Origin of the sequence: Flagellimonas algicida (genome assembly GCF_049629585.1) — a bacterium.
Taxonomy (GTDB): Bacteria; Bacteroidota; Bacteroidia; order Flavobacteriales; family Flavobacteriaceae; genus Flagellimonas.
In genome coordinates, this window is record NZ_JBMYIX010000001.1 from 1,364,678 (window position 1) to 1,391,478 (window position 26,801).

The following is a 26,801-nucleotide window of genomic DNA, read 5'->3' on the forward strand; positions in this document are numbered from 1 at the left end:
TTATGGGTTTAATAATTGGTTGATATCTATTTCTTTTTGTTCCGCTTTGGGGATTTCCAACAATACGGCTGTCTTGTCCTTTCTTAGTTGGGCCACCAAGCTTACCGGAAACATTTGAATCTTATTGTTGTAGATGGTCACTGCCGCATTATAGGCTCTTCGTGCTGCCGAGATATGGTCCTCGATATCGGTAAGCTTATATTGAAGGTCCAAGAACTGGGTATCGGCCTTCAGCCCGGGATAATTTTCCACGTTTAGGTCAAGACCTCCCATGATCTTCGTTAATTCATTGGAAGCCTCAATCTTTTCTTTGGGCGCTGTCGCTCCGCTTACTTGGCTGCGAAGCTGGGTCACTTTTAGCAGTACTTCCTTTTCATGTGCCATATATTTATTGAGCATGGCCACAAGGTTCGGGATTAAATCGAACCGCTTTTTTAGATAGATTTCAATACTTCCAAAGGCTTGTGCCACTTGATTTTTCCTGGCGATGATTTGGTTGTTGGCGATAATGGCAATACTGCCAATAAGCACCAAAACGGAGCTAATGATTATAATTTTCATACCCATATTTATTCGCTTTTGTATTCCTCCCCATTGAATTTTAACCTCGAGGTTTTGGTTGAAGTCGTTTCTTTTGAGATACACTCCCCGCTTTCATCCTCTTCGTTTATGGTCTCGGTAATCTTGTTTTTCACCAAAAAATCAAACCAACCATTGGTCTGCTCCTCGAATAGGATCAACAATTTTTCAGTGCGTTGAAATTCCCCCAAACAATCGGTATCCCATTCGCCACCATACTCCATGACACTATAGTTGTTCAGGACTTTTTGCAGGGATTGTCCCGATTCCACAAAAAGTGACAGGGTTTCATTCTCATACGGATTGGCGTGGGACATCCCATAATAATACACCCGTATGCCAAAGGCCCTCTTAGCTTCAGTGACATGATAGGGGGCTGTATCGATTTTTATCTCTTTAAGCACTATGGCATCAGAAACCCATTGATTGGTTGTGGCACTTTCAAAGAATCTATGTGTTATTTCCCCTGTATGGGCATTGGCCATCACGATATGGCTGTTGAGCTCAAAATAGTGCTCTTCCTCATCAACGATTTCGGGAATGACCACAATCTCACCACCGGGGTATTGGGGCGTGGACTTAGAGGTGACCAAATCCATTTTAACGGCCAACGGATGAAGTCGGAGTTCATCTAAAATGGACAAAACCAAGGTGTACTCCGCAAGGGTGTCACTTAATGTTCTAGAGTCCATTTCTTCTATTATTCCATCTCCATGGATACTGTATTCCTTTTGCTCAATCTCCTTTTTTTCGGCCCAAAAAATATGGTGCACCGTTATTTTATTCCCACTTATCCTGGATTCCACTCTGGACATGCTTTCAGCAATTTCATCATAGGCCACCAATTGATGGTCAATGATGTTACCTTCCAAATCATAGTTGATCAATGTGGATTCCATTTCGTGATCACCCTTTCTGTACGTCACAACCACGGTATTAAAGTTTGGTGACAATTCTAGTCTGTACGAGTCCATTGCCCGATATTTGGAACCGTCATCATGGAAATCGGGATAAATTCCTTCTATGCCCAAGGCCTGGGCATCAATCTCGCTTATATCGTCTTCATCAATAAAACGGTCAAAATTCGTTGTATCGATTTGAGGTACTTGTTTGACCTTTATCAAGGCCATTGCCTCTTTAGAACCAAGGGTTGTTTCCCCATGGTCGACTACGGGTTCCAAATGGACTACACTTTCTTCCTGTTCGACAAGCTCCGGCTCCTTTTTTTCTTTTGGCTTTTGGTTACAGGAAATCAATAAAGCCACCCATACAGCATATACTATTTTCATTACTTTTAAATTAAGTCCATGGTTTTTTCCAACAGATAGTGCAACGTGGCCACAAATACCATTATAAGCAGTAAGGCCACCGTCTGAACTACAAATTTGTTTTTGCTCGAAGCCCATTTTTTGTTTATCAGGAAGACGCTAAAAAGAATAAATAAAATGGCCACAATACTCCCTATGGTCAACCCTACACGAACGAGCCCGAAGAAGTACACTTTACCAAAGAAAAAATTCCAAATGTTTGTGGGTTCCGGTGGCGGGCCCAGCACAACATACATATAGCCTATACCAAGAAGCAGGGCAGCCATGGTCCATAGCGTATATTCCAAGATGGTTTTGGTCCACTTTTGCCGTGATATGTTGGCTTCCTTGTTCATTGTTTTGGCAGATCATTGGGTTGGATAGCAACCATATTCCACAAAATCTCAGTTTTGGATACTTCTCCATTGTTGTAATAACTCAGTTCACCACAATAGAAATCAGAATTATTTTCACAGGGGTTCCATTGGAACCGGGCCAACCGATACGCGGCATACATGGACAATTCCTCCACGACAAAACCACTTGGATCTTCCTCATTTTCCAAAAAATAGGCCGTTCCCGCATCTGCAAATAGGTTGATACCCCAGCTCTTGCTGTATTGATAAAAACGCAAGGAATAATTCGAAGCAGCTTTTAAGGTGGAGACACTCTCATTGCTTTTATTTACCTGTCCAATTACAAACTCCTTTATGGCGGTATTCAGCTCCTTCTTGTCCTTGACCGGGTTTTTGACCAAGTATAGGTCGGGATATACCTTGGATTGAATGAAATGCATTTTTTTAAAGAAGACATTGTTGATACCCATGATCAAGAGTACCATACCACACAATGAAAGGCTTACCATGGCATGCCCCTTACTTTTGAACATAAACCGGAGCAATTTGTAGCCAAGAAAAATCAGGGCAACCAATAAAAGAACCAACAGGGCGGTAATCAGTATCTCCATTTTTCAAAGTTCATGGTTACACAATACAGGGGTAAAAACTATTGACCATCGTAATACTTTTTGATTTCACTTAGGATTGCATGAATGATCTTGTCATTTTTTTCCATCTCCCTTCTTTTCCAAAAGGTGTACTTCCAATATTGCCCGTGTAGATTTTGCGAATCCGCCTTAAAATAAATGTCCTCAAAAAAGACCTCTTTGTTAGACTGATCAGCAATTTCTTTGTAGGCAGATAGGCATTCATCAACTTGTTTTTCAAAGACTTTTTGGTACAGATTCTTGGGAACATTTTTTAACAAACTGGCCTTGTGCCGATCAAATGCCTGTTGTAAATTGCTAGGATTTCGATACCTGTTCAGAAAACCAAGGGTAAGGGTATTCGCCAACGAGTTGCTTTTGGCAAATAGCTTTTCCAAATAGGTATGGTCCAAGGCAAGGTTATCATAATCTATACTAGCACCGATCATGGCATTTATAAAACCCTGTTCCCCAAAATCATCCACCACTACGTCCAATATCGTATTCAAGCATAGGGGATCAAGTTCACCGATGGCCTGAAAACGTTTCATACAAGGGTTGATGATGGCATACTCGGGTTTGCTCAAATCAATGGTCTGATAGATGACCGTGTTGCCGTAAATTAATTCTTCCTTGGCAGATTCGTCCGCGATCATCTCATTTTCAAGAAGAACCTCATTTATATGCTCACCTTCTTGTACCCGCTCCATCAATTTGAGTGATTCAAGTGAGAAATAATAGGCCACTCCCACCAAGCCAAGGCCCACAATAACCAAAATGACAACTGCTTTCTTCATTTCAATCTTTATAATGATCTTGGATTTCCTTTAAAATGGCATAGACCTCAGAGGCATTGTTTTCCGTAAAACGACGGTCCCAAAAGCTAAAGGGCCATGAATATTCAAAAGAACTGGTATACTCCACTGATGGAAAATCCAAGAAAACCTCATCCGAGATATCGTACATCCCATAAAACTCTTCATAGTTCAGAGACGTAGTAATGGTGTCGTGTATTTCTATGAGATCATCCACCACCTGTTTGCACAGCTCGTCGTATTTGCTTTTGCTGAAAAATGTATAGACATAGGACTTATTGCTTTTCCATAAATCGGTGATGTTTTCTCCAGACCGATCGGCCGTCTTTACTTTTTGGGAAATGTAAAGCAATTGGCAAGTACGTTCAAAAAAGGAATAATTTCCTGCATCGCCCAGATCGCCATAATCCTCTTCCAGATCAGGATACTCATAAGCGGCAGGCACAATGTACAACGCATTATAGTTTGGCCTTTGGTACGTTTTGGTATTCCCATTGTATTCAAATGCGACATTGAAGATGGTATTCCAGTAGGTTTCACCGTATTCTTCATTTTCCATATGGCGCATTATCTCATCCCTTATGGTATTTTGATACGAAAACCGGTCCCTATCGTTCAGTCCTATTTCCAATAAGAAAACTTCGTAGCCGCTCAACGAATTTCGATAGTCTTGGAAATACTTAAAGCCAGCATATTTGTTTTCAGGCTGAAGGTCCTCTTCAACAATCTCTACAACACTTTGCCCGTGGATGCCATACCTTTCCACTCTTTTTTGATAGGCCGTATACTCCATGTACGCATAAAAAGATGTCCCTGCCACGAAAAATCCAGTCAATAAAAGTAAGGTCGCCAAAATGGCCTTCCTTTTTGATTTTATCAAAAGAACCACTAACAGAGCACAAAAGATGGCCGATGCCAAAACTATTTTCAAGGCAAATGTCATTCTCTTATTCTTATCTTCAATCTTGTACCGCCATAAGGATATACGTTATGCTTTCCATTTACCGAACCAGATTGTCCACCCCCTCTACTTTTAAGGCCAGTTGCATGATGTTTCCAATATTTCAATGGTCTATTGGCTATATTATTCAGGTAAATAGGAGACCACCCTATGGTTTCGCATAGGGTGGTCTCCATTGGCTTTCTATTGCTCGTGTTGGACAAAACAAATGGTTATCCTTTTTAGGGTCTATAAGTCTGTCCAGGCTCTTACCGGTTTCACAAAGTAAATGTTGCCATCTTTACCGCTACCTCCTATTGCACCGGTAGTGAGATTCACGAGTGTTGCAGCGGTCGTATTGATTTCTGTAGAACTCCAATGAAATTGAGTTGTCACTTGCCCTCCATTTGCAGTGGTAGTGGCATTAACAATACTGATATTTGTATACATTTCAGTTAATTCATCTTCGCTGGGCAAAAACCAATCATCATATCCATTTAAATTTAAATTGGAAATTAGTTCAACTACACTTCCAGAAGTTGCACACCCTGACGAAACTATTGCTGCTGTATTTGCTGCTCCTGTGCCTATTGCCGTACCTGTAGCTCCAGTAAGGGTTCCGGTACAACCCCATGTTCCTGAATAAAATTGGTTGCTTACGGCAACTACCAATCCACTACTATTATTACTAACAGGGTCTATCCAAAAAATGACACCACCATATTTGTATTCCCCAATCTCGTTTAAGTCATTAAGCTCAACGAACGCATTGGCGGAAACAGTTTGGATACCATTGCTTACTGAAATGGTGGCCAACATATTGGGGTTGGTCTCAAAATCGAAAAGCGTTTCGTCCGCCACTGATAATTCGCCTGTATTTTGATTTATGTTAAAAGCTCCTGCAGGGTTTTGGAACGTAATGGTGTACGTTAAATTAGAACCACTTGCCTGTAAAACTCCAATAACATCCCCATTAGATGGGTTTTCATCAATAGTCAAGTTGGTATTTGTAGCAGATACTTCATCTACATCATTTAAATTAATTGTGGCTGTAGCACTAATGGATTCCGTACCATCGGTAACAGAAATATCAGCTGTGATTATGGGGTTGGTTTCAAAGTCGAACAGATTGGGGTCAAGGACCGTCAACTCTCCCGTACCAGTATTTATGGCCATGGCACCCATTGGGCTTTGTGCAGTAATGGAATAACTGAGAGTGCCATTGCCATTGGCTTGAATGTTTCCTAAAACCTGGCCATCGTTTGGATTTTCATCGACAGTAACTGTAAAATCCTGAATGGTAATTTCAAGGACATCGTTTAGGTTTACCGTAACCGTTACAGGGTTTTGGGCATCCGCCAAGGAAACCGTTGCGGTCAAGGTCGGATTTGATTCGTAATCGAACAACGAGGCGTCCGCCACGGTGACTTCCCCTGTCCCGGAATCAATGTCCATGGCCCCTGCTGGCGACTGTGATGTTATGGTGAAGCCCGGAGCACTACCAGTGGCCTGTACAGTGCCTATGGTTTGGCCATCAACAGGATTTTCATCCAAGGTCACTTCCAGGTTCTGGGCAGAGGTTTCACTTACATTGTTCAAGTTTACCGTAATGGTTGCCGCATTTTCCGCATTCTCGGCAGAAATGGTTGCAGAAATGGTTGGGTTGGTTTCAAAATCAAACAACGAAGCATCGGCTACGGTAAGCTCACCGGAGCTTGGATCAATGTTCAGGGCACCCGATGGTGTTTGGGAAGTTATGCTGAAGACCAGTGCGCCACCTCCATCGGTCTGTACCGTGCCAACCACCTGTCCCGCTGTGGGATTTTCATCGATGCTCACTTGTAAATCCTGTAGGTTGACCACGCTGCTTGCATCATCGTCATTGTTACACCCAAATACGGTAAGCAATGCTACCAATACCAATACGTTGATCGTTTTAAGTTTTTTGTTCATGATTATAGGTTTGATGTTTATTATATTAAGCTCTTTAATGATTCCATAATTGACAAGCCTTTTGGAATACCACTGAAAATGCCCAAGATGGTCAGGGCAAGTTGTTTTTGGGATGTCTCCAAAATGATTGTTTTAGCACCATTTCCGGCTTAAGATATCCGAAGGGAAAAAGGTATTTCCGTTAGGCTATTTAGAGTAAGAAATGGTTTTCGCAGCTTAAAGGTCCACCAATGTGATTTCTTGGGGAATAGCGAATGTATATCCGAGGACTCCCAATACATATCTGCAAGGTTTCCGCATGAATATGTTTTGGGAAATGTTGTAAATATCCTGTAATCAGGTCTTGGAAGGTAAAAACTTATTGATGGTTGTAATTGAGAAAAGAGGTTAGAAAGGCCTCTTTCTTTCGGGTGGAAACTGGGATTCTTTTTCCATTTTTTAAATAGATGATACCCGATTTATCATATTTGTCAATAAATTTCAAGTTCACCATGAACGACTGGTGAGGTCTTGTAAAACTTACTTTTTCAAGTTGTTGCTCATATTCCTTTATAGGTTTTGAGGCCACATATTTTTTTCCATTTTCCAGATGGAACGTAGTATAGCCCTTGTCCGATTCGCAGTACAGTAGTTCTTGCAAATTTATTACCTGAAAGCTATCACTCAACGATAGCACCAAGGTGAAGTCGTTTTTGTGCCAAACTTGTTTTACCGTGTTTATCTGTTTCTTTTGTTCGGCCACAGGCAATCTTTTTACCTTTTCCAAGGCCAATTGCAGTTCCTCCACATCCACGGGTTTCAACAAATAGTCAACAGCTCCGATCTTTAACGCCCTTAAGGCATATTCTTCATATGCGGTGATGAAGATTACCTTAAAATCCAAATGTTCGGTCTGGTCCAAAAAATCAAAACCGGTACCATCACTAAGGTTGATGTCCAAAAAGATTAGGTTCGGCTTACAGGCATTGGTTACCACCACCGCTTCTTTAACGGATCCACATTCGCCTATGACCTCAACGTCGGTGTCAATGGATTTCAACAAGTTGAGCAGTCCTTTTCTAATATATTCTTTGTCTTCTACCAACAGTGCTTTCATGCGGCCTCAAGTTTTTTATAGGGTATCACCAATGTAACGACCGTACCCCTTTCATGGTACTTTGCCCGGTCTTCAATGGTAACCGATCCATTCATTTTAAAATCTTTCGACAATATTCTTAGACGTTCTGAGGTTATGGCCGTTGCCAATGATTTCTTTCCGTTCCCTTTGTTTTCTTTATGGGAATCAATGCCCACCCCGTTGTCGGTTATCGTACAGATCAACTCTCCGTTTAGATATTTGATATGGGTTGCCAATTCCCTATCTCCCTCCTGATCGGTAAACGCATGTTCAATGGCATTTTCAATGAACGGCTGGATGAGCATGGGGGGAATTTCAAATAAAGAAGCATCAATGGCATCATCAATTTCAACGGTATAATTGTATGCATCACTTTCCAGATTATGAAGCTCAAGGTAGTTTTCCAAAGCCGTGATCTCTTGCGAAAGCAACACCATTTTATCCCGTGAATTTTCCAAGGTTATCCGTAAAAGCCTAGAGAACCTTGACAAATAGTGGACCGATTTTTTCTCTTCTTTATTGAGTATCATCCCTTGCAGGACGGACAACGAGTTGAAGATAAAATGTGGTGTCATTTGCGATCGCAACAATTTTTGTTCGGTAATGATATTCTGGTTTTTGATCTTGATGGTATGGAATTTCTGATAGAAGACCATGGACCCCAACAAAATCGACACCAATAAAATACCAATAATCGCCCAAAGGTAATTTTGACGAGATCTGGCTAGGTCTTGGGATGTTGTCATCACCGTTTTGGTCAGCTCCAGCTCCCGGATACTGGCAGAATCCAAGGCCTGCTTGTACTTGTATTCATATTCCAACTGGGCAACCTTTTCCACATTCTCTTTATTAAAAAGGCTATCGTTCAATAATTTGAACCGCTGGTGGCTTTCGAGAGCATCCTTGTAGTTACCTGTATTTTTGTAAATTTCAAAAAGCAGTTCCTGCACCATACTTTGATATAACAAAAAACCGTGGTCTTCGGCCAGCTTCCTGCTTTTTAAGGCATTGGTAAGTGCTTTGTTGTAGTCATGTTGATTTGCATATACCTTCGCCAACCCCCAGTAAGAAACACATAACCCTTTTTGGTTTTGAATCTCCAAGCTTATCCTTCTTGATTGTTCATAATATTCATAAGCTTTCGTATAATTTTTTGTCTCCAAATAGATATACCCAATATTGTTCAAGACAAAAGATTCACCACGTTTATCATTGACCTCTTTGTAAAGTTTTTGGCTTTTTTCCAAATATTCATAGGCCTGTTCAAGATTGTTTTTCTCTTTATACGCCAAACCTATATTGCTAAGGGTCTTTGAGGTTATTCCTTTATTGGAGTTCCCCGAAAGTATCAGGGTTTCCTCGAACAGTTCTATGGCCTTGTCATATTTTTTCAGTGCCACATAAATATTGCCCATATTGCCCAATGTTAGCAGTACACGTCTTGTATTTGAATTTTTTTTTGCTATTGCAAGGGTTTGGTTACAATAATCAAGGGCTACAGGGTAGTTTCCTTGGTTGGAGTATGTAACGGAAATGCCATTTAAACAAGATGAGATTCCTGATGGATTTCCAATTTCTTCATTTAATTTCAATGCTCTGAACAGGTATGACCTTGCATCGTTATAATTGTCCATTTCTATGTAAGACCACCCCATCTCATATTGGACCTGGGCTATTTCTCGCTTGTTGTTGATCGTTTCGAAAATTTCAAGCGATCTTTTGAAATAGGCTACAGCTTCATTTTGATTGCCATTATGGTACATATAAATACCCATGCTTTTATGGCATGTGGCAATACCTTGGTCCCAAGCTATACGTTCATATAATTCAAGGGACTTGGTATAATTTGAAAAGCCTCGTTCATAATTTGATTCATGGGCCTCTAGCAAACCTCTCACATAAAAATTCTTGGCTTTACCTTTGGTATAGTCAAGAGAATCTGCAAGCCGCTCTGATTCGGCCAAATATGATTCGGCCATAGCGCGATCTTTTCCCAAATACCCATCAACCAAATGATGTAGGAGGTCCACCCTAACAATATCTTTTGTTTTATGATTTTCCAGTTCAACTTTAAGGCTATCAATTTTGGGGCTTTGGGCCTGCATGTTTCCAATGGATAAGAAGAAAAAGAACCAGCCAAAGAGTTTCAGGTAAAGTAACCTCCGTGTTGTTACACCTGCTTCGTTCATGGATAAGGATAGACAAACCATAGCAATCAACACATTACCCTGAAAACTGGTTTGTACATTCATATGTTACGCCACTAATTGGACCGAAAGGACAAAATACGGCATTTAAATTTCGTTCGAAAGGTTATAAGGGTAGTTTTCTTTACAATGAACTACTGTAAATGTACATCTGTGAGGTTGGGATAAATATTTGCAGACAATGAACACATATTCGACAATCATTGCCATTCCCATTTGGTCTTCCTTTCGAATAATTGGTCACTATATGGTTTCAACTCCGTAATGGTTGTATAAAAGGAACACCGAGAAGTTCCCAGGAAAGGTGGCTCCAATGGTATCAAAGGATGCCATAAAAAAACACTGAAAATCATAAGATCAACAGTGTTTTGATTTTACTTAAATAAGTTCAGTCGGGATGACTGAACCATCCATATAATTGTATGTTGCTGTAAACCAGAAACAAGCACTGCAATTCCAGAACCTGCACACCTTATTGCACATTTAATATGAAAATGAGAATAAGAACATATCCATTTGATACTAAAAATACTGAAATCAGTTTAAATAGGATGAATTACCTTGAAAAAATAATAGTGATATCACCAATATTCAAATTTCATAATTTACCAGTCTATATTTATTTACATAACCTGTCCTAAAGATCGGGGTATCTGCAATCAACCCTCATTATAAAAAAACATGCTAAATTCGATTCCCAAATCGCTCAAAACCTTACTAAATTTAACCGAAAGGTAAATTGAGGGGTAGTCTAAATTGTATATAATGACTTCATAATTCAGATGATATTGAAAATCATATTCAGCTTTAATCTCTCTTAATATTCCAATATATGGCTCCCAGAACTTTATCCATGAGTCATGGACTTTTTCCAATTCAAAAACATTATCAGTAAATTCAAAATCAAATGATGTTTCCTTATATGAATTCGGATGTAATCTTCCATCTGATAAATATCTATTTTCTCCTTTAATATGGGTTGAATTTGGATTAGGCAATAATCCTACAATCTTACCATAATCATGTATACACTTATCTTTTACTGAAAAAAGAGTGAATCTCGAAATCACTTTTGCCTCTTTCATACTTAATAAATTGGAACAATTACTTTACCATCTTTTGAAATAAGTCTACCTTCTTTTGTGATAAAATCAACTTCAATATCAAATTTAGATTCATTTCCCCTACCTACATGACTTTCTTTTAAATCATGGGCATCTCTATATCCTCTTGATTTAGCATATTCATTTGCTTCATTATTTGAACGTAGCTTTTTAAAGTTGTTTCCATCACCATTGTTGCGATTACTATTATTTTTCTTTCCAAAACAATCAATAAAATCAGAAACGCCACCAGCACTATTATTCAGTCCCATTCCAACCGAGGTCGAGCCATAGCTTTGAAGTTAAAATGCAAAACCCTAAAAGGACTGTACTATGAATATGACTCTTTATAGAAGTCAAAACGGTGTGTATAACTGTAACACTCATTTTTATTAATGTTACACAAAGTCCAGTTCTCCCTATTCTCTTCGGAATCATCAGTTGAAGTAATATCGCAAAAAACATCAAGTCTTTTTCCGCTTTTCAGAAAAATAGAAAAGTCTCCCAATTCGTTCGCAGAAATCTCAATAATAGTGTCGCCGACAAGTTTTTTAAGCTCAACAACAGACAGAGAACTCGGATTTTCCAAATTATCAACGGAACTGCTAAGTGCATTTATTTTCAGGGTTAATCTCCAAGTGCAATAAATATATATGACATATTTCTCAATTCTTGTTTCAAAATCAATCAATAATATTGAACCATTGCCTCCCCCAGCAATTACTTTGGTAACTTCCGCATTTTTTATATTTATAAGTGAATGTATCATTTTATTAAATACTCCTTAGTTTTAATAATTTCTTCTATTTCTTTCCGGGTATAGTTTTGCCCAGTAATATAGTCATGTAATTTTCTTTGCTCTTCCCTATTCAGCCTATATTTTTTCACCAAACTAACAACTTCTTCATTCTTAGACCTATTATCTCCCATTTTTGGGCGTTGATTTAATCCTTTGTCCTTTCTCTTCCCAAAATAATCAATAAAATCAGAAACGCCTCCAACACCATTATATAGGCCCATCCCAACCGAGGTCGAGCCATGCACCGCAATACCCACACCTACAGGAGCAACCGACAAGGAAGCTCCCCCAGTAAACGGAGTGCCAACCACACCTACACCTGCCAAAAAATCTCCAAATATAATTTCCCCTGCACCGGTAAAAATGGAGGCAATATCCCCGGCCAATTGGCCGGTTCTAAAGGTAAGATCAAATTCCGTTCCTTCATAATGGTTGGCTTTAAGCCTTCCCGCTCCCAGAACTTGGTTGGATCCCCACGCATTTAAGGCACCTTGGGTAGAGACCAATAAACGCGAGCCAACATCTTTAGCAAAACTTTTGATGCCTCCCCACACATTGGGCAGATCAAAGTTCCACTTTGATCTTGGTTTTTCCCTAGGGGGAGAAGCACTTGAGGTCATTCTGGAGTTATTGACATTGTTAGACGGTACAGGTGCAGGGTTGGCGTAACTTATTGGACCGTAAGCGGCCCCGCCATCAAACCAACCACTATTGATGGCTGTATTTATACCTAAACTTGCAAGTGCTATTATACCAATTGTAATCCAAGTAATAGGCTCAAAGATCTCCCCACTGGGATCCGTATACATCAATGGGTTGTTGAGAACATAACCATACCGGTTATAGTTTTGTGTATTGAACGGATCTTGGATATAGTTGTCCGGACTGAGGAACCTCCCCAATTGGGGGTCGTACATACGGCCGTTCATATGGATCAGGCCAACCTCAAAAAAGTGTTCATGGCCCGTATAGCCCCTGCCCAATAAGGAGGCATGGGTAAAGGTCGTGCCGCTGGAACTGTCCAAAAATTGATCTACTTTTCCCCAGGCCCCAAACTGCCGTTCTTCCTTAACATTACCATTGGTATCTGTAATGGCCAGAATACTACCCAAATAGTCCCGGTGCAGGTAATGGTATTCATCAATGGCCCCTGTACCCGTGGTCTTGATGTGGGCAATGGGTGCGGTATAACCATCCCCTCCCACATAGGTAATAATTTTGGTGGTCCCAGCTTGGGTATCCTCCACAATCTCTGCCGGGATAATGGCAGAGTAATGTTTTTTATACCTTCTTTGCGTCCTGTCCGACTGCTCCCCACCATAATAGGCCGTGCTTCTATTCATCAAGGGTCCATATTCAAAACTTACCCTGCCATGCCCTTGCTGATGGATATCCACCGGCTTTTTAAAGGCATTGTAACTGATCTGTTGGGTAGGGTGCTGCTGAAAGTAGGTCTCTCCAGCCGTATTGGGGTCAATTTCAGTCAACCGATATTTTTTGCCGGTATCCCCATATTCATAAGTCCCTAGAGCATTGTTGACATCTATGTTACCATTGCCCTTGTAGCTCATGGTATGGCCCACACTCCCGGTTATGGTGGTCAAACGGTCCAGATTGTCATACCCGAAGGTTTCCTGCCAATTAAAGCCAAAGTTTTCCCTACTGTTGAGCGTACCCCGCTGCGCATTGAAATCATATTCCGTATGCAGGGCCACCATGGGGCTGGTACCGGTTTCCTTGTCCTCTATCTTAGTCAAGTATCCATAGGCATCATAGGTCTTGTTCTGTACCATACCATTGCCCAAAGTAATGGTCAGGGCTTGTCCCCGAGCATTGATATTGTTGAGCTCCCATAATTTTTCAGGAATACCGGAATCGTTCCAGATTTCCTTAAGCAATCCAGAAGTGTCGTACACATTTTTAGTTACAACTGTCTTTGAAGCCCCACCGACCAAATTCGAAATCTGGGTCTCTTTTTCTACACGGCCATAGGCGTCATAGGTCATTTGGTATTCAAAATTGGCCAGTCCCGTGTTTTCCTTAACAGTTTTAAGACGTTTGTAGGCACCTGTTTCATAGATATATTCATAAAGGTAGGTCCTCCCACTACCCGTAAAATCATCACCTTCAATCTTGGTCAATCGCTTGCCGTCCGGGTCTTCATATTTATAGGTCAAAAACAGATCTGTATTGTCTCCCTTGATTTCCTTGGTCAATAATCTTCCTGTGGGTTCATCATAATCATAGGTAGTAGTTCCTTTGGGAGTGGTTTCCGTCAATAATTCCCCAACATTATTGTAAGTATAGCTATAACTGCCCGCTGAAGGGTCGTTCAAACTGACCTTTCTTCCCCAGCCATCGATACCCACGGTGACCACATTGCCCCCATAATCGGCGGTCTTCATGGTACCGTTGGCAAAATAGGTATAATCAATGGTTCCCCCTGGATCTACCACTTTTACCGTATTACCCAATGCGTCCAAGGTCGTTGTCACGACTTTTACTCCATCATCAACAGTGTAGGACAGTCCCGGACTAGAATAGCTATACGAAATGGTTCTGCCAGTATACAGGGTTTGGGTGGTAGGTCTGCCATATACATCATAATTGTAGATGTTCCACTGGCTTGGGGAACTATTATGGGGTTCACTTTCCCTTTTGATCTTCCCGTCCAAATAATATTCATAATCGGTATAGGCCCACTGGTTGTTCAAGCTTAATGTACCCGTTTGGGTAACCCAGCCAAAGGCATTATATATGTTTTTTTCCTTACCCCCATCCGGGTAGTCTGTGGAATGTTGCAAACCTCCCCCACTTAAGGTTGTATAGGTATGGTCTATATCATTGGACAAATAGTCAGTTTCCTTTGTTATTCGCCCCCAGTTGTCGTAGACATAGCTAGTGGTCAACCCAAGAGGATCTATGGTAGACTGTAAATTGCCGGTATGTGCTTCATAAACGAAAGTGGTTTCCAAGCCTTCCACATCAATGGACTTGGTCAAAAACCGTTCATCATAGGTGTTGCTATATTCGAAACTTTCACTTCTTGTGATTGACCCTCCATCAGTCAATGTTCTTGTAATTATGTTACCGTTTGCATCGTGTCCGAAATCCTCTGTCAACCAACCTGTACCATTTCCTTTTTTCTTGATTTTTGTGACCAAGTTATTGTTATAGGTATACTGTTCCTCAGTGCTGAAAGTATTTCCATTCAAAGTCACACTTTCTTTTACGTTTTTGAGGCGGCCAACATGGTAGGTGTTATTGGTAGCACTGGCATTATTATAGTACTGGTTGGTCATCGTCCTACTCCCACCTGTGAAGGTGGTAGTGGTCACTAAGGGGTTGTTATATTGATCATAGGTATAGGTCTCTGTGGTAAATACTCCTGTGAGCCCATTATCTGTCTCCTTACGTTCCAAAATGATATCCACGGCACCGGCATACCCTGTATCCCCCGGCTGTTCCTCGGGTGGAAAAATATAACCCCAATAGTCCCCATTGCTGCCGATGGCATGGAAACCAGGTTGTAGAGTAATGGACACCTCGGCCTCATCGGTCTGGGCCCCAGGAAGTAAAGAGTTCCGGGTAATGTTTTCGGTAATTTGGGGAGCAGAGGGCGAACCCGGGTTGGCAATAAGCTTATAATCATAAAAATAATTCACTTTGCTCATATAGCTTGCCGGATTGGAACTGAACGTATTGGCCACTATCTGCTCCGTAACTGCTCCGCGCAACATGGGATCATGTTTGGATATGCTCCATAGTGCCCCTACATCGTCCCCGTACCAGTTGCTCCGTTTTAAAACCTCAAACCCCACAAAACCAAGTCCACTGGTATGGGAGACGGCGCCTTCATAATAAAACTGTTGTTTTCTGGTCAGGCCCGCCCCGGCCTGTTCCAGTTCCCGGACCACTTTGAAGGAAGGAGCCACGTTCACATTGACAAAAGGATATGTCTGCGTATAGCTCGGGGTATAGGCAGAGTAATAATTAGGATCGCCATCCCCTTCAAAATAGGGGTTCACCTGATCGTATTTAATCGTAGTGGTCACCCCATTGTTGGTCACCTGTTCCAAGGTAACATCCTCTCTATGGTCCTTGGTAAAAACAAACGAAGTTACATGGTTGTCGCTAATGGAGGCAAAATCGAGGTTGTGGTTTGGAGCATTGGATGATAAAAATATAGGTATTGGAAAATGTTTGAGGTTCCCAGTTTTAGTAGTGGATCCAGCCGAAGAGAACTCAGGGTCGTCATAGGCATTAATAGGTTTGCTATTCTGATAGATGGAAACCGTTTGAGTTCCATTGCTGTTGTTATTATATGTAGTAGTGCGATAGTCAATAATGTCAGTTTTTCCATCTCCATTGATGTCAACAGGCACCAGGTTATAACCATATAAAGTCCCTTGGCCATTATAATCAGTTTCCTTATAATCAAAGGGGTTATACAAATCCCTTCTCACAAAACTATTGCCGTAAGACATAAACAAAGAAAAAGTTTGTGAGTTTTTTGCTTTGGGCATCATAAAATCTGTTTTCCCATCCCCATTATAATCTCCTGGCAAAATGGGAAACTCCATTTTTATATTCGCATTGGTAGTTTCCCAAAGCAATTGCAATGAATTGTTCTTGTCCAATGAATATACGTACACTTTACCTTCACGAAATTGCAGGATATCTGTTTTTCCATCCCCATTGACATCCATGGTGTATAATTGGTCCGTGGTCTTCAATTCCCGGCCAAAATAACCCGCCACCGTGGCAAATCCACTGGTCACTCTTCTATCCAGGCGTATAAAATGGGCCTTTGTGGTATTATAGGTAGAAGTTCCACAGGCATAACAGCAATAATCGATCCCGTTGCGGGTCACCTTATGCTCACAATTGGGATCTGAACTGGCAGGGTATTCTATACAATCCGATGCCGAATAGGTACGCTCCAAGGCCATCACATCGGAGAGCCCGTCCCCGTCAAAATCTCCAGAGAGGTACTTAAGCGGGACCCTATTTATGCTGGAGTTACCATATAAGTAGTAATCTTGGGGTTTGTATGTGGGTGCATTCCATAGCTTTTCATATTGGTAATAAACAGGCAAGACGGTGCCACCTGAGTACACCTTGAACTTTACCTCGTTGCCTCCATTGTTCTGGATTATGGCCAACCCTTGCCCGGATAGTAGCTTATTGGTATGGCTCAGCCAACTGACCGGAAAGATGTCCACAAACGCCCCTGTATTGACCTCATCCCCAAAATTCAGATTCCCGGCGTCCTGAATATCGTCAAAGAGCCAGAACTTTTTCTTGGCATCGGTCCCCGTGGTAGGATAGACAAGAAAATCCATCTTACCATCACCAGAAATATCAAGGGAAACCACCTTAGCATTTCGCTGCTCAATATTTTGGACCGTAAGACCCGCACGATCAACATTGGTTATTGAGGAAGTTGTATTTCCATAGGTAAAGCTGATGGCACTTCGGGAAAGACTATTGTCTCCTGTCTTCTCTTGAATACTAGTTACTCGTTCATAATCCAAAGAGGTATTATCATGTTGGATAACGTAATTGCGATAGGGAGTTCCCCCTTTTCCGTATACTTTTATTTCCTTTAGAATTTTATTTCTTGTAAAGCCAGCTCCATTGGAATAAGATTTCTCATCCCTCTCCCTAGTTACATAAACAAAATCGATTTCATTAATTGAGGTTACAGTTCCTCTGGTGCCATATGTAATTTTATCAATCCTAAATCCGGGCGTGGTGTGGTATAAATAATTTATACGAATTCCCTGTGGGTTTTCCCAGTAAGTGATGGCATAGTCCATTCGGGTTACAGAGTTGCTGGAGTTGCCATAATAAGCAATAGATCCATCAGGGTAGTAGACCTTGAAATAACTCGGTCCGGACACTCCTGATGTGGGATGCGTCCCGTGAGATGTAATCTTTACATTGGAATAGCTCTCCGTTTGGTATTCCGCTCCGTCCCCACCATAGGTCCCGGTTTTTAAAATCAAACGCTGACCATCAAAAGAAAACCTGTCATCCAGATCAAAGTCCACAGGATCGATTATGTCATCATGGAACTTGGTGGAGGGAATCCTTGTGATCACTGAGACACCGGAAACGTTCCAGCCCCAACCCGCCAACCCGTTGCCGGACTGGCTATCGTAGTGTAACGAAATATCAGGTTGTACCCCATTGAGTCCGGGAGGAACATCAATGGGAACAGAATAGGTGACACCTCCCGTTGGGGATACCGATAGGTTGCCCACCGTACTACCGTTTACCGTACCGCCGGCCATTGCGGCACTTGACAAGTTTATCGATTTCGAGGTGAAACTTTGGGTCTGTTGCGGGGTACCTTCCAACTGAACGGTGTTCTCGGTTACATTGGAAGCTTTCAAAGTTTTATAGGTAAAGGTATCTTGTGAGAACGCGGCCTTGCTCAATATAAGGCAAAGGGCAAAAAACAATATTCTCTTCATGGCGGGTTATTTTTTGATTACGTGAAAGGTTTGGCGGGTCTGGTCCGTGTAGAAAACGGAAACGATATAACGGCCTTGGGGATACCGTGCAAAATCCAGGTTCAAGCTTCCTTGTCTACTTTTTATGGTCTTCCGGGCCAATTGTTGCCCTATCCCGGAGAACAATATGATCTGGGCCACCTGTTTTTGGTCATCTACCCATTCCACAGTGAGCAATTCCGTGACCGGATTGGGGTAGGCCGTGATATTGGAGTTCCCATTTTCATCTTCTTGTCCCGATATACCTTCCAAAACATCGTCCTGTAGCGCAATTTCCTCTACCTTGGTAGAATCCACGGTTTCTTTTGAAGTCCCACAGTTGATGCATACCCGATCCCTTAGGGTCTGGTTGCCCGCACTATCGTAACTGAACTGTATCTTGTATTGGTTCTGGGCCATTAGGACACCTCCCATCATGGACCAGAATAGGCAAAGCAATAGTAATTTTTGTTTCAAAATCTTATTCTTTAAGGTTATTTATTGATTGTTCCATGGCTTCCAGTTTCTTGTTCAGAAGCACCATATCTTTTTGGTATTTGTTGATTTCTTTTTGCTGCTGTAGCGTGTAGAGCGTCAACTCCTCAATCTTCTCCAAAAGCCTCATGTTCATTTCTCCCAAATGGATGCCATTCTCTTCCACCTCTTTTGCCGAGGGAATATTGATCAGATGCCCTTTTTCCTTGATATGTTGTTCCACCTCCTCCAAAGTGGGCAGGTCATAACCTTCCTTAAATACATAATCGGCCCAACCGGTCTCCACTTTGATTTCCTTGGCCCTTATTTTACCATTGACAGAAAGCCTGAAATCTGGGTTAGGGTTATAAGTTCCAATTCCAACACTCCCATTTTGTTGTACCCAAATAGTATACTGATTGTCCTCCGTTCCTAAATATAATCCTCCATTATTGTCTGTTCCGTAACCAATATGTGCCGATTTTTGAAGTCCAAATCGATAAAAAGAGATAAATTTTGTTTGCTCACTATATATACCAAGTCTTGTTGGCGAGTTATCTATCCCCAAACCTATATTCTTAGCGCCATTAATCGTGATACTACTGTGGATCCCAGCTCCAATATGTCTTATTTTATTATCATCTACCCAAAAACGGATTGTGTTAGTATTTGTGGGATGCTCTATTGCCAATCCATCATATGCACTAGGCCCTGATTGTAATATGTGTAATTTGCCCTCGGTGGGATTATTTAATCCAATCCCAATTTTATCTCCAGTATCTGTGATTTGTGAGAAGACATATAATGGTAATGCTACCAAAAGAAGAGTTGTTACGTGTTTTTTCATTATTTCTTATATTTTTTTCCGTTTTGTAATTCCTGATTTCGTTCTAAAGCATCTATTTGGTTTTGCTGCTCTTCGTTGTCCTTCTTCAACTCAATCATGTAGAGTATCAACTCCTCGATCTTCTCCAACAACTTCATGTTCATCTCTCCCAATTGGATGCCATTCTCTTCCATTTCTTTGGCAGAGGGAATGTTGGGCAGGTGGCCATTCTCTTTAATGTAGCTTTGGACTTCTTCCAGGGATTTGAGATCATACCCCTCCTTGAACACATAATCGGGGCCTGGAACAGAAAGGTCCACTTTTACCTCTTCTGCATGTATTCTGCCTTTTACAGTCAATTTAGAGTCAGGAGTGTCCGTACCAATTCCAACTTTGCCATTGCTCTGGACTTTCATTCTTATATTGCCACTTCCATCTTCCAACCTCAGTATAGTCGGGTTATTGGAGGATTGTGAACCTCCATACCCGCTTCGCACCAATAAACCCAGTCCATCTCCTCCCCCATTATAAATTTTTGCAGTCCATGAATTGTTAATCGACTTATGTACCTCAAAAAAAGCAGAGGCTGACGATGTACCCAACCCATAATTACCATTACTGTCCTGTACCATAATATCCCTCCATCCTATCCAAACGTCATTTATTGGATCCCACTGTCTTAGTTTAAGGTTCCCGTAAGGATACTGGGTGACCAACAGTTCAAAATTTCTTTCTGCAGCCCCAAGAACTGTTAATTTTGTTCCAAAAGGATATATCCAATTCAGAGTTGAATTATTGCTCCCTGGCCCCTTTTGATAGTAGACTCCTAAAACCATATTGCCAATAATTTCATTTTCTGAATACTGATTTTGCGCATTAATGGATATAGAAATGCACAAAAAGAGGACAAAAAGAGATTTTATCATTTTTTCAATAGTTTTATTAGTTCAGCTTTTAGCTCTTTGTTTTCCTTTTTCAGAGAATCCTGGTCCTGTTTAATCTGAAAAAGGTAAAGTGTCAACTCCTCGACCTTCTCCAAAAGTTTCATGTTCATCTCCCCCAACTGGATTCCATTCTCTTCCATTTCTTTGGCAGAGGGGATATTGGGCAGGTGGCCATGCTCCTTTATGTAGTTTTGAACCTCTTCAAGGGATTTCAGGTCGTATCCCTCCTTGAAGACATAATCCGCCCCGGCATCCACAGTCACCTTAACTTCCCTGGATTCAACTTTGCCTGCCACCACAATATTTCCAGAGCCAGTAACTCCCCAAAGCCACTGGGAATTGCCATTGGTCGCTTTTACCGGGGAAGTGGCAGCACTGGCAACTGGGCCTTTGATCTGTTGGTATATGTATCCTGATTTGATTGGTGAATCTGACGGAAGGTTGCTTATGGTCCCATGGTTACCCGAAATCACCTCCATGAACATTCTAGGATAATGACCTTGGCTATAAAATCCGTGGCCTTCATTATTGTAATTTAAATAACCTCCGTAAATAGACCTGTAGGAAATATATCTGCTAATTGACCCCGAATTGCCATCGGTAAAAGTTGAGCCCGAAAAAGACCTGTAAGTGTTTGATGTGACCAGATTTTCTGTCGAAAGGTTTCCAAAGGTGTTTATGGCCCCTGCATGGGTCTCCAATGGACCCAAAACATGAAGTTTTGTTCTGGGACCTATAGTACCTATACCGACAAAACCGCCATTTAAATAGCTTGGGCCATTGGAGTTTATGGAAAACTTGTTCTCCGATAAAGAATTTCTTCCATTTATATAAGCGTTATCGGTTCCATTCAACGCAATTCTATATGTGCTTCCTTTTTTTATTACCAAAGCATCTTGAACACCTATAGTTCCATTTACCTCCAATTTATTTGACGGAGATGAGGTTCCAATACCCACGCTGCCATTGGGATCCTCATAAACTTGCCCTTGAACCGACATTGAAAAAGACACAACAAATAACATTAGTATTTTTTTCATCCTACTTTTTTGTTTCCTGTTCCAATTCTTTGATTCTTTGCCCCTGTTCCTTTACCAAACCTTCCAGGATATTGGTTTTATCAACCTCCGTTTTTAACTCAATAACATATAAGGTCAACTCTTCAATTTTCTCCAAGAGCAGTTTGTTCATCTCTCCCAGTTCAATGCCGTTCTCTTCCACTTCTTTTGCTGATGGAATGTTAATAAGATGTCCTGTTTCCTTGATGTGTTGTTCCACTTCTTCCAAAGTAGGTAGATCATAGCCCTCTTTAAACACATAATCGGCCCAACCGGTTTCCACTTTTATCTCCTCTGCCCTTATTTTTCCTTTGACGGCCAATTTATAGCTTCCGGGATTGGTGGTTCCTATTCCTAAACTACCCCCGGAAGTCAGTCGCATTTTTTCTTCCCCATTCATGTCAAAAGCCAAAGGATTTGCGGTTGATGAAGTTCCAATCACCTGCCTCCCGCCAGATCCTTCACCATAGATTTGAATTAATCGCCCGGATAGGTCAGAAATTGACAATCCGCCATTACTGTTCTCATGATTTTGCTTGATAAAGAACTTTGAAGTTGGTGAAGTGGTGCCGATGCCTATATTTCCAACATAGCTTATCATCATTCTATCAATTCCGTTGGTCCTGAAATACTGATTGTCTACCCCTGCACCTAAAGCATTTCTACCATAATACACATTGCTGCCAGTCCAAAAGATAAGTTGGGTAAAAGTTCCAGACCCATCATTTCCTAGTAAGGAGTTATTAGCATTAAGTGTCAAATCTTGGGATTCCATCCGTAGACAAGTGAAGCTTATTGCAAACAGTATTATTATGTTTTTCATGCTTTATGCTATTTGTTTTTCAGCAGTTCTTTAAATTGTTTCTTCAGTTCGTCAACTTCCCCTTCTAGGACTTTCATCCTTTTTAGTTGTTCCTCTTGTTGGATTGTATAAAGCGTCAACTCTTCGATTTTCTCCAAAAGATTAATGTTCATCTGCCCCAATTCAATACCGTTCTCTTCCATTTCTTGGGCCGATGGAATGTTGGGTAAATGCCCATTTTTTTTAATGTAGTCTTGGACTTCTTCCAAGGATTTGAGATCATATCCTTCCTTAAAAACATAATCCGGACCGGGAACGGAAAGATCCACCTTGACCTCCTCTGCATGGATTTTACCCTTTACGGTAAGTTCTTCATCAGGGTTTAGGGTTCCAATCCCTACTTTTCCATCAACAGCCAAATGAGTACCATATGGAATTTCCGTAGAAGCATTATATCCGATGGCCACACCACGATAATAAGACTTGGTCCCTATATCTGGTTGCAAGTGGAGGGACGAATAGTATTCCCCATAATAATAAGCGGAGGAATGCCTAGCCAATATCCAAGCTTTTCTAGCATTTGTACTCCTAGCATTTCCAATTTCAATCCCATTGTTATTGCTCCTGAAAAACTGCATTATATCCCCCGATGTGGTTGAAGTTGGAAAAGAACTGGTTCCATTGGGCAAGTACAATGTCAGTTTAGTGTTCGGAGCAGCCGTTCCTATTCCAACATTGCCTCCGTTATAATATATATCCGAACCATTGGTTTGCCATTGGGAAAATGCATTGGTTGTAATGAAAAATGATAAAACAAGAACAAAAAATGTGAAATTCTTTTTTCTAGTCATCCTTAAGTTCTTTTGATAAAATTTTAAGTGGTGAAGAAAGTATGCCCAACCACATAAAAAAGAGATGGGAAAGCCCCAATCCTTATTATTTGCAGGGCAATCCGAAAGGGAGAGCTTAATTGTTATGAAAAGAATAGGGACAGGGATGAATCCATGGATCCCTGAAAGGATAGAGGTTTTCAATAATTGGTATTTAATGGTTAGTGGTAAGAAAAATACCAATAAATGCTTGAAAATTATTACGTGAAAACCTTAAAAAAAGTAGGTTTTTTCTTTAATAGTTTTACAATTTCATGTACAGCTCTGAATATCAATACATTGGTTTCGTATTTATTGGATATTGAATTGATAATCTTACAATTTCTTAATCCTTACAACCATAACACTCCCTCGGGACTGATACTAGAATGATATTTCCCCAAATCCTTACGCCCAACTTTTGCGCATAGATCCTATCGGGTTTTTGTAGCGTCCGGAAAGATAAGCGTGAAGCAAAAGCACGACAGGACGCAACCTACTTTTTTGGATTTCAGTACCCCATGTCCTCGCCTGTGCCCCTAGCTTTATTGATGCCTATTCCAAAGGCTTTGATGATCTTGGCCGCCATTTGTACTTTGTTGGTGGGATACTGGGAGCTTTGACCCCCACCGTTTTAAGCAATTTGAAGGCCATGTCCTTTTCCTTGGTGGCTGTCCCATGATCTTGGCATGTGCTTTTCTAGCAGCATAGGATTCCACATAGTTCCTGTTGAAAACTGTTGTCCTTTCAAAGGTACTTTTCTGCGGCTTGGTAAAAACTATCCCTATCAAAGCCTCTTTTGACCGTCTTTCCGTATGGATTCGTCCCGTTCCACTTTCCGTATCTCGTTTCTGAGCCTTGCTATCTCACCACGGTATGGGCATTTTCCTGAACAGACTGTAAGTGTTTGCTCCCGATGGGAACACGCTTGATATGATCTTAGATGGTTTTAAATGAACTCAAACGATATGCCTAAAAACACAAAACACTGAAAATCATAAGATTAACAGTGTTTTTATTTTACTTAAATAAGGTAAGTCGGGATGACTGGAAGAAAGTAGTGTTTCCAACCAACTCATAATCAACACTTTATACTGTGTTCCAATACTGATTAACCGAAATCTAAACTGTCTATAAAACAGCACATTCAGAGGCAAAACTTATGGATGTTTGCTATGTAAATTTAATGAAATTCCTTTAAAAATTTTATGAGTTACACCTATTTGAGGTTTTAAAATAAGCTGTTGATTACAAAATCCGTCAAGAATCAAACTTGTCTCAGAGCACCATTTCCTAAGGGTTTTCCCATTTTTATTTCAAAATGTTGACGATTTGTAGACTTTTGCGGCCGATTTGCTTATCGCAATATCAAATATAACCTAATTTCTGATCTCCATTTTCATTGTAATCAAGAGTTGTAACGTTGACATAAACATCCATATGAGCATTCTATTATAAACTGAAATTACTGAACTCGTAAACATGTGAAGGTTTGATATTGATTTTAGAAGAAATAAAAATCTTTTGAAAATTAGTTTGAAAAATTAAAGATTTGACTTAATTATTTAAACAATTCCTCAATAGGTTTCCTATCCGATGCATCAGGCAAAGGAATATCCAGCAGCAATGCCAACGTTGGTGCTATTTGCGTAATGGTATGCGGAGCAACACTTATTCCATTATCCACTCTCCAGCCATACCAAAGCATGGGTACGTGTGTATCCTTCGTGTAAGCCGTTCCGTGGGTGGTCCCATAATCTCTTTGATCCATCCAACCAGGAAAAGAATGAAGGAGAATATCCCCTGAATTTTTAGAATTATAGCTGTTACGTATAAACTCTCCTGTAGTACTGTTGCCTATGTTCCAATCGTGTAGGGCAGGTACAAAAACCTCTTTGATGCCGGTTTTGCCTTCCAAGTACAGTGCCGCTTTTTTAAGAAGTTCCCTATTGTCTCTTGTTTCTGGAGATAAATAGACCTGGGTATTGTCTATAAATGAAACACAGTTTTCAAGGCCCGATTCCTTGGAAAGGAATTCATTGAGTTCTTGGCCTATCTTATTAGGGTCATAATTTCTGCCAGGAAGTCCTTTCTGTTCCAAGAATCCGGGATGGTCACTGGCGGCATGATCTGCGGTAAGGAAAATCAAATAGTTCCCCTTGCCCAAGGTCCTATCTAAGTGAGTAAGTAATCTGGCAAGTTCCCTATCCAACCGCACATAAGTATCCTCCAGTTCTTTGGAACGAATCCCAAAATAATGGCCCACATAGTCAGTACTTGAGTAACTCAATGCAAGAAAATCTATATCATCTCCTTTCCCCAATTCTTCTCCTTCAATAGTGGCCATGGCCATTTCCGTCACTATGGCATTTCCAAAGGGTACTTCTGTAAGCATGGCAAAATCGCCATTTTGCTTTCTCAGTTTTTTTAAATTATAAGGAAAAACACTTTTTTCATTTCCCCTATAGATTTTTTCAAAAGGGGAGTCATCGGGATTACTGTTCCGGTAGCGTTCCATAGGCAAAAAGGGAGCCCATGTTTCGTTCAATAGGGAGTCGGACAACTTTCTTTGGTTAAATGCAACAAGCCAATCCGGCAATTTCTTCCCATAATATGAACTACTGATGAAGTTACCGTTCCCTGAATGATACCAAAAGGCATGATCGGCCATATGTCCAGAAGGGAAAATGGCGGACCGATCCTTTAGCGAAACCCCCACCACCTTGGACCTGCCATTAGAGACAAGTTTAAGTTCATCAGTAATGGTATTGGCCATTAGATTCTTAGGAGATCTAGAATAGTTTTCTTTGTTATTGGAGTCCATGGTAACTGGGTCGTCTACAAGTGAAACCCCCATATCCTGGGCACAATAAACGGTTTTACCCTCTACACGGCTGTACCAATCGTTGTTTACGATACCGTGTCGGGCGGGCGTAGTCCCAGTATAAATGGAAGAGTGCCCGGCCCCAGTAGTGGTAGGAATGTAGTTATAGTGCATGTTCTTTACATTGAAACCTTCACCCATCAAGCGTTTAAAACCATCCTCGGTAAAATTCTCTTGAAAACGGTATAGGTACTCAGCCCTCATTTGATCAACGACTATGCCCACGACCAATTTTGGTCTGGATTGTTGTTGGGCGGATGCCATGCCCAGAAAGCATATAGATAGGACAAATACATTAGACCAATTTATCAATCTGAGAAAAATTTTCATTTGCTTGGATTTTATAAAATAAAATTGATTTGGGATAAATCGAGGAATTTCGAGTTTATTATATATGCTAATATACCATCTCCATTACTTTCAAACAATATCTTTTTGTTTCTTTTTATTATTTTTACACACAATGATACCGATTAAGGAAATCCAAAAGCTTTTTTCAAATAACTGAACACAAAACGCTTTTGTAGAAGAAAACACAAAATGATTGTAAGGCAGAATAGGAAGACATCGCATTTATTCCAGAATTTATACCTTTAAGCCATTCAGTCATTGCGCAGGCGCAAACTAACCATCCAGCAA

General features: G+C 40.8%; 20 protein-coding genes. All 20 read right to left on the reverse strand.

Annotated elements, in window-relative coordinates:
• Positions 1-561 carry a LemA family protein gene (locus ACPD8L_RS06110; RefSeq protein ID WP_423942523.1) on the reverse strand — a complete coding sequence of 187 codons (561 nt, stop codon included), beginning with the start codon at positions 559-561 and terminating at the stop codon, positions 1-3.
• 8 nt (positions 562-569) lie between these two features.
• Entirely contained in the window at positions 570-1,868 is a 1,299-nt protein-coding gene (locus tag ACPD8L_RS06115) for a PA3715 family protein (RefSeq protein WP_423942524.1), read from the reverse strand.
• A gap of 5 nt (positions 1,869-1,873) precedes the next feature.
• Complete coding sequence (locus ACPD8L_RS06120) at positions 1,874-2,242, reverse strand: hypothetical protein (RefSeq protein WP_423942525.1); 369 nt, start codon at positions 2,240-2,242, stop codon at positions 1,874-1,876.
• Positions 2,239-2,853 carry a hypothetical protein gene (locus ACPD8L_RS06125; protein WP_423942527.1) on the reverse strand — a complete coding sequence of 205 codons (615 nt, stop codon included), beginning with the start codon at positions 2,851-2,853 and terminating at the stop codon, positions 2,239-2,241. The genes ACPD8L_RS06120 and ACPD8L_RS06125 overlap by 4 nt, the downstream gene beginning before the upstream one ends.
• A 38-nt stretch (positions 2,854-2,891) precedes the next feature.
• On the reverse strand, positions 2,892-3,668 hold the full coding sequence (locus ACPD8L_RS06130) for a hypothetical protein (protein ID WP_423942529.1): 777 nt from the start codon (positions 3,666-3,668) through the stop codon (positions 2,892-2,894).
• 1 nt (position 3,669) lies between these two features.
• Positions 3,670-4,629, reverse strand: coding sequence for a hypothetical protein (locus ACPD8L_RS06135; protein WP_423942531.1), 960 nt, complete (start codon positions 4,627-4,629; stop codon positions 3,670-3,672).
• Positions 4,630-4,875: 246 nt separating this feature from the next.
• Positions 4,876-6,579 (reverse strand): hypothetical protein, encoded by a 1,704-nt coding sequence (locus tag ACPD8L_RS06140; protein WP_423942532.1) that lies wholly within the window; start codon positions 6,577-6,579, stop codon positions 4,876-4,878.
• A 358-nt stretch (positions 6,580-6,937) separates the two neighbouring features.
• Complete coding sequence (locus tag ACPD8L_RS06145) at positions 6,938-7,675, reverse strand: LytR/AlgR family response regulator transcription factor (RefSeq protein WP_423942534.1); 738 nt, start codon at positions 7,673-7,675, stop codon at positions 6,938-6,940.
• Positions 7,672-9,948 carry a tetratricopeptide repeat-containing sensor histidine kinase gene (locus ACPD8L_RS06150; RefSeq protein WP_423942535.1) on the reverse strand — a complete coding sequence of 759 codons (2,277 nt, stop codon included), beginning with the start codon at positions 9,946-9,948 and terminating at the stop codon, positions 7,672-7,674. The genes ACPD8L_RS06145 and ACPD8L_RS06150 overlap by 4 nt, the downstream gene beginning before the upstream one ends.
• A 614-nt stretch (positions 9,949-10,562) precedes the next feature.
• Positions 10,563-10,988, reverse strand: coding sequence for a DUF4279 domain-containing protein (locus tag ACPD8L_RS06155; protein WP_421809740.1), 426 nt, complete (start codon positions 10,986-10,988; stop codon positions 10,563-10,565).
• A 2-nt stretch (positions 10,989-10,990) separates the two neighbouring features.
• Positions 10,991-11,278, reverse strand: a complete 288-nt coding sequence (locus tag ACPD8L_RS06160) for a hypothetical protein (RefSeq protein WP_421809741.1) — start codon at positions 11,276-11,278, stop codon at positions 10,991-10,993.
• A 59-nt stretch (positions 11,279-11,337) separates the two neighbouring features.
• On the reverse strand, positions 11,338-11,775 hold the full coding sequence (locus ACPD8L_RS06165) for a hypothetical protein (RefSeq protein WP_421809742.1): 438 nt from the start codon (positions 11,773-11,775) through the stop codon (positions 11,338-11,340).
• Positions 11,772-18,287 carry an RHS repeat-associated core domain-containing protein gene (locus tag ACPD8L_RS06170; RefSeq protein WP_421809743.1) on the reverse strand — a complete coding sequence of 2,172 codons (6,516 nt, stop codon included), beginning with the start codon at positions 18,285-18,287 and terminating at the stop codon, positions 11,772-11,774. The genes ACPD8L_RS06165 and ACPD8L_RS06170 overlap by 4 nt, the downstream gene beginning before the upstream one ends.
• 6 nt (positions 18,288-18,293) lie before the next feature.
• Entirely contained in the window at positions 18,294-18,782 is a 489-nt protein-coding gene (locus tag ACPD8L_RS06175) for a T9SS type A sorting domain-containing protein (RefSeq protein WP_147300847.1), read from the reverse strand.
• A gap of 4 nt (positions 18,783-18,786) precedes the next feature.
• Positions 18,787-19,347, reverse strand: coding sequence for a hypothetical protein (locus ACPD8L_RS06180; RefSeq protein WP_421809745.1), 561 nt, complete (start codon positions 19,345-19,347; stop codon positions 18,787-18,789).
• A 278-nt stretch (positions 19,348-19,625) separates the two neighbouring features.
• Positions 19,626-20,441: a hypothetical protein gene (locus tag ACPD8L_RS06185; protein WP_423942538.1), complete on the reverse strand. Its 816-nt coding sequence runs from the start codon at positions 20,439-20,441 to the stop codon at positions 19,626-19,628.
• An 86-nt stretch (positions 20,442-20,527) separates the two neighbouring features.
• Complete coding sequence (locus ACPD8L_RS06190) at positions 20,528-21,589, reverse strand: hypothetical protein (RefSeq protein ID WP_423942540.1); 1,062 nt, start codon at positions 21,587-21,589, stop codon at positions 20,528-20,530.
• 1 nt (position 21,590) lies between these two features.
• A complete protein-coding gene (locus tag ACPD8L_RS06195; RefSeq protein WP_423942542.1) occupies positions 21,591-22,430 on the reverse strand; it encodes a hypothetical protein in 840 nt (279 codons plus the stop codon).
• Positions 22,431-22,438: 8 nt separating this feature from the next.
• Positions 22,439-23,260, reverse strand: a complete 822-nt coding sequence (locus tag ACPD8L_RS06200; protein ID WP_423942544.1) for a hypothetical protein — start codon at positions 23,258-23,260, stop codon at positions 22,439-22,441.
• A 1,579-nt stretch (positions 23,261-24,839) separates the two neighbouring features.
• On the reverse strand, positions 24,840-26,492 hold the full coding sequence (gene pafA / locus ACPD8L_RS06205; protein ID WP_423942546.1) for an alkaline phosphatase PafA: 1,653 nt from the start codon (positions 26,490-26,492) through the stop codon (positions 24,840-24,842).
• Positions 26,493-26,801 lie beyond the last annotated feature (309 nt).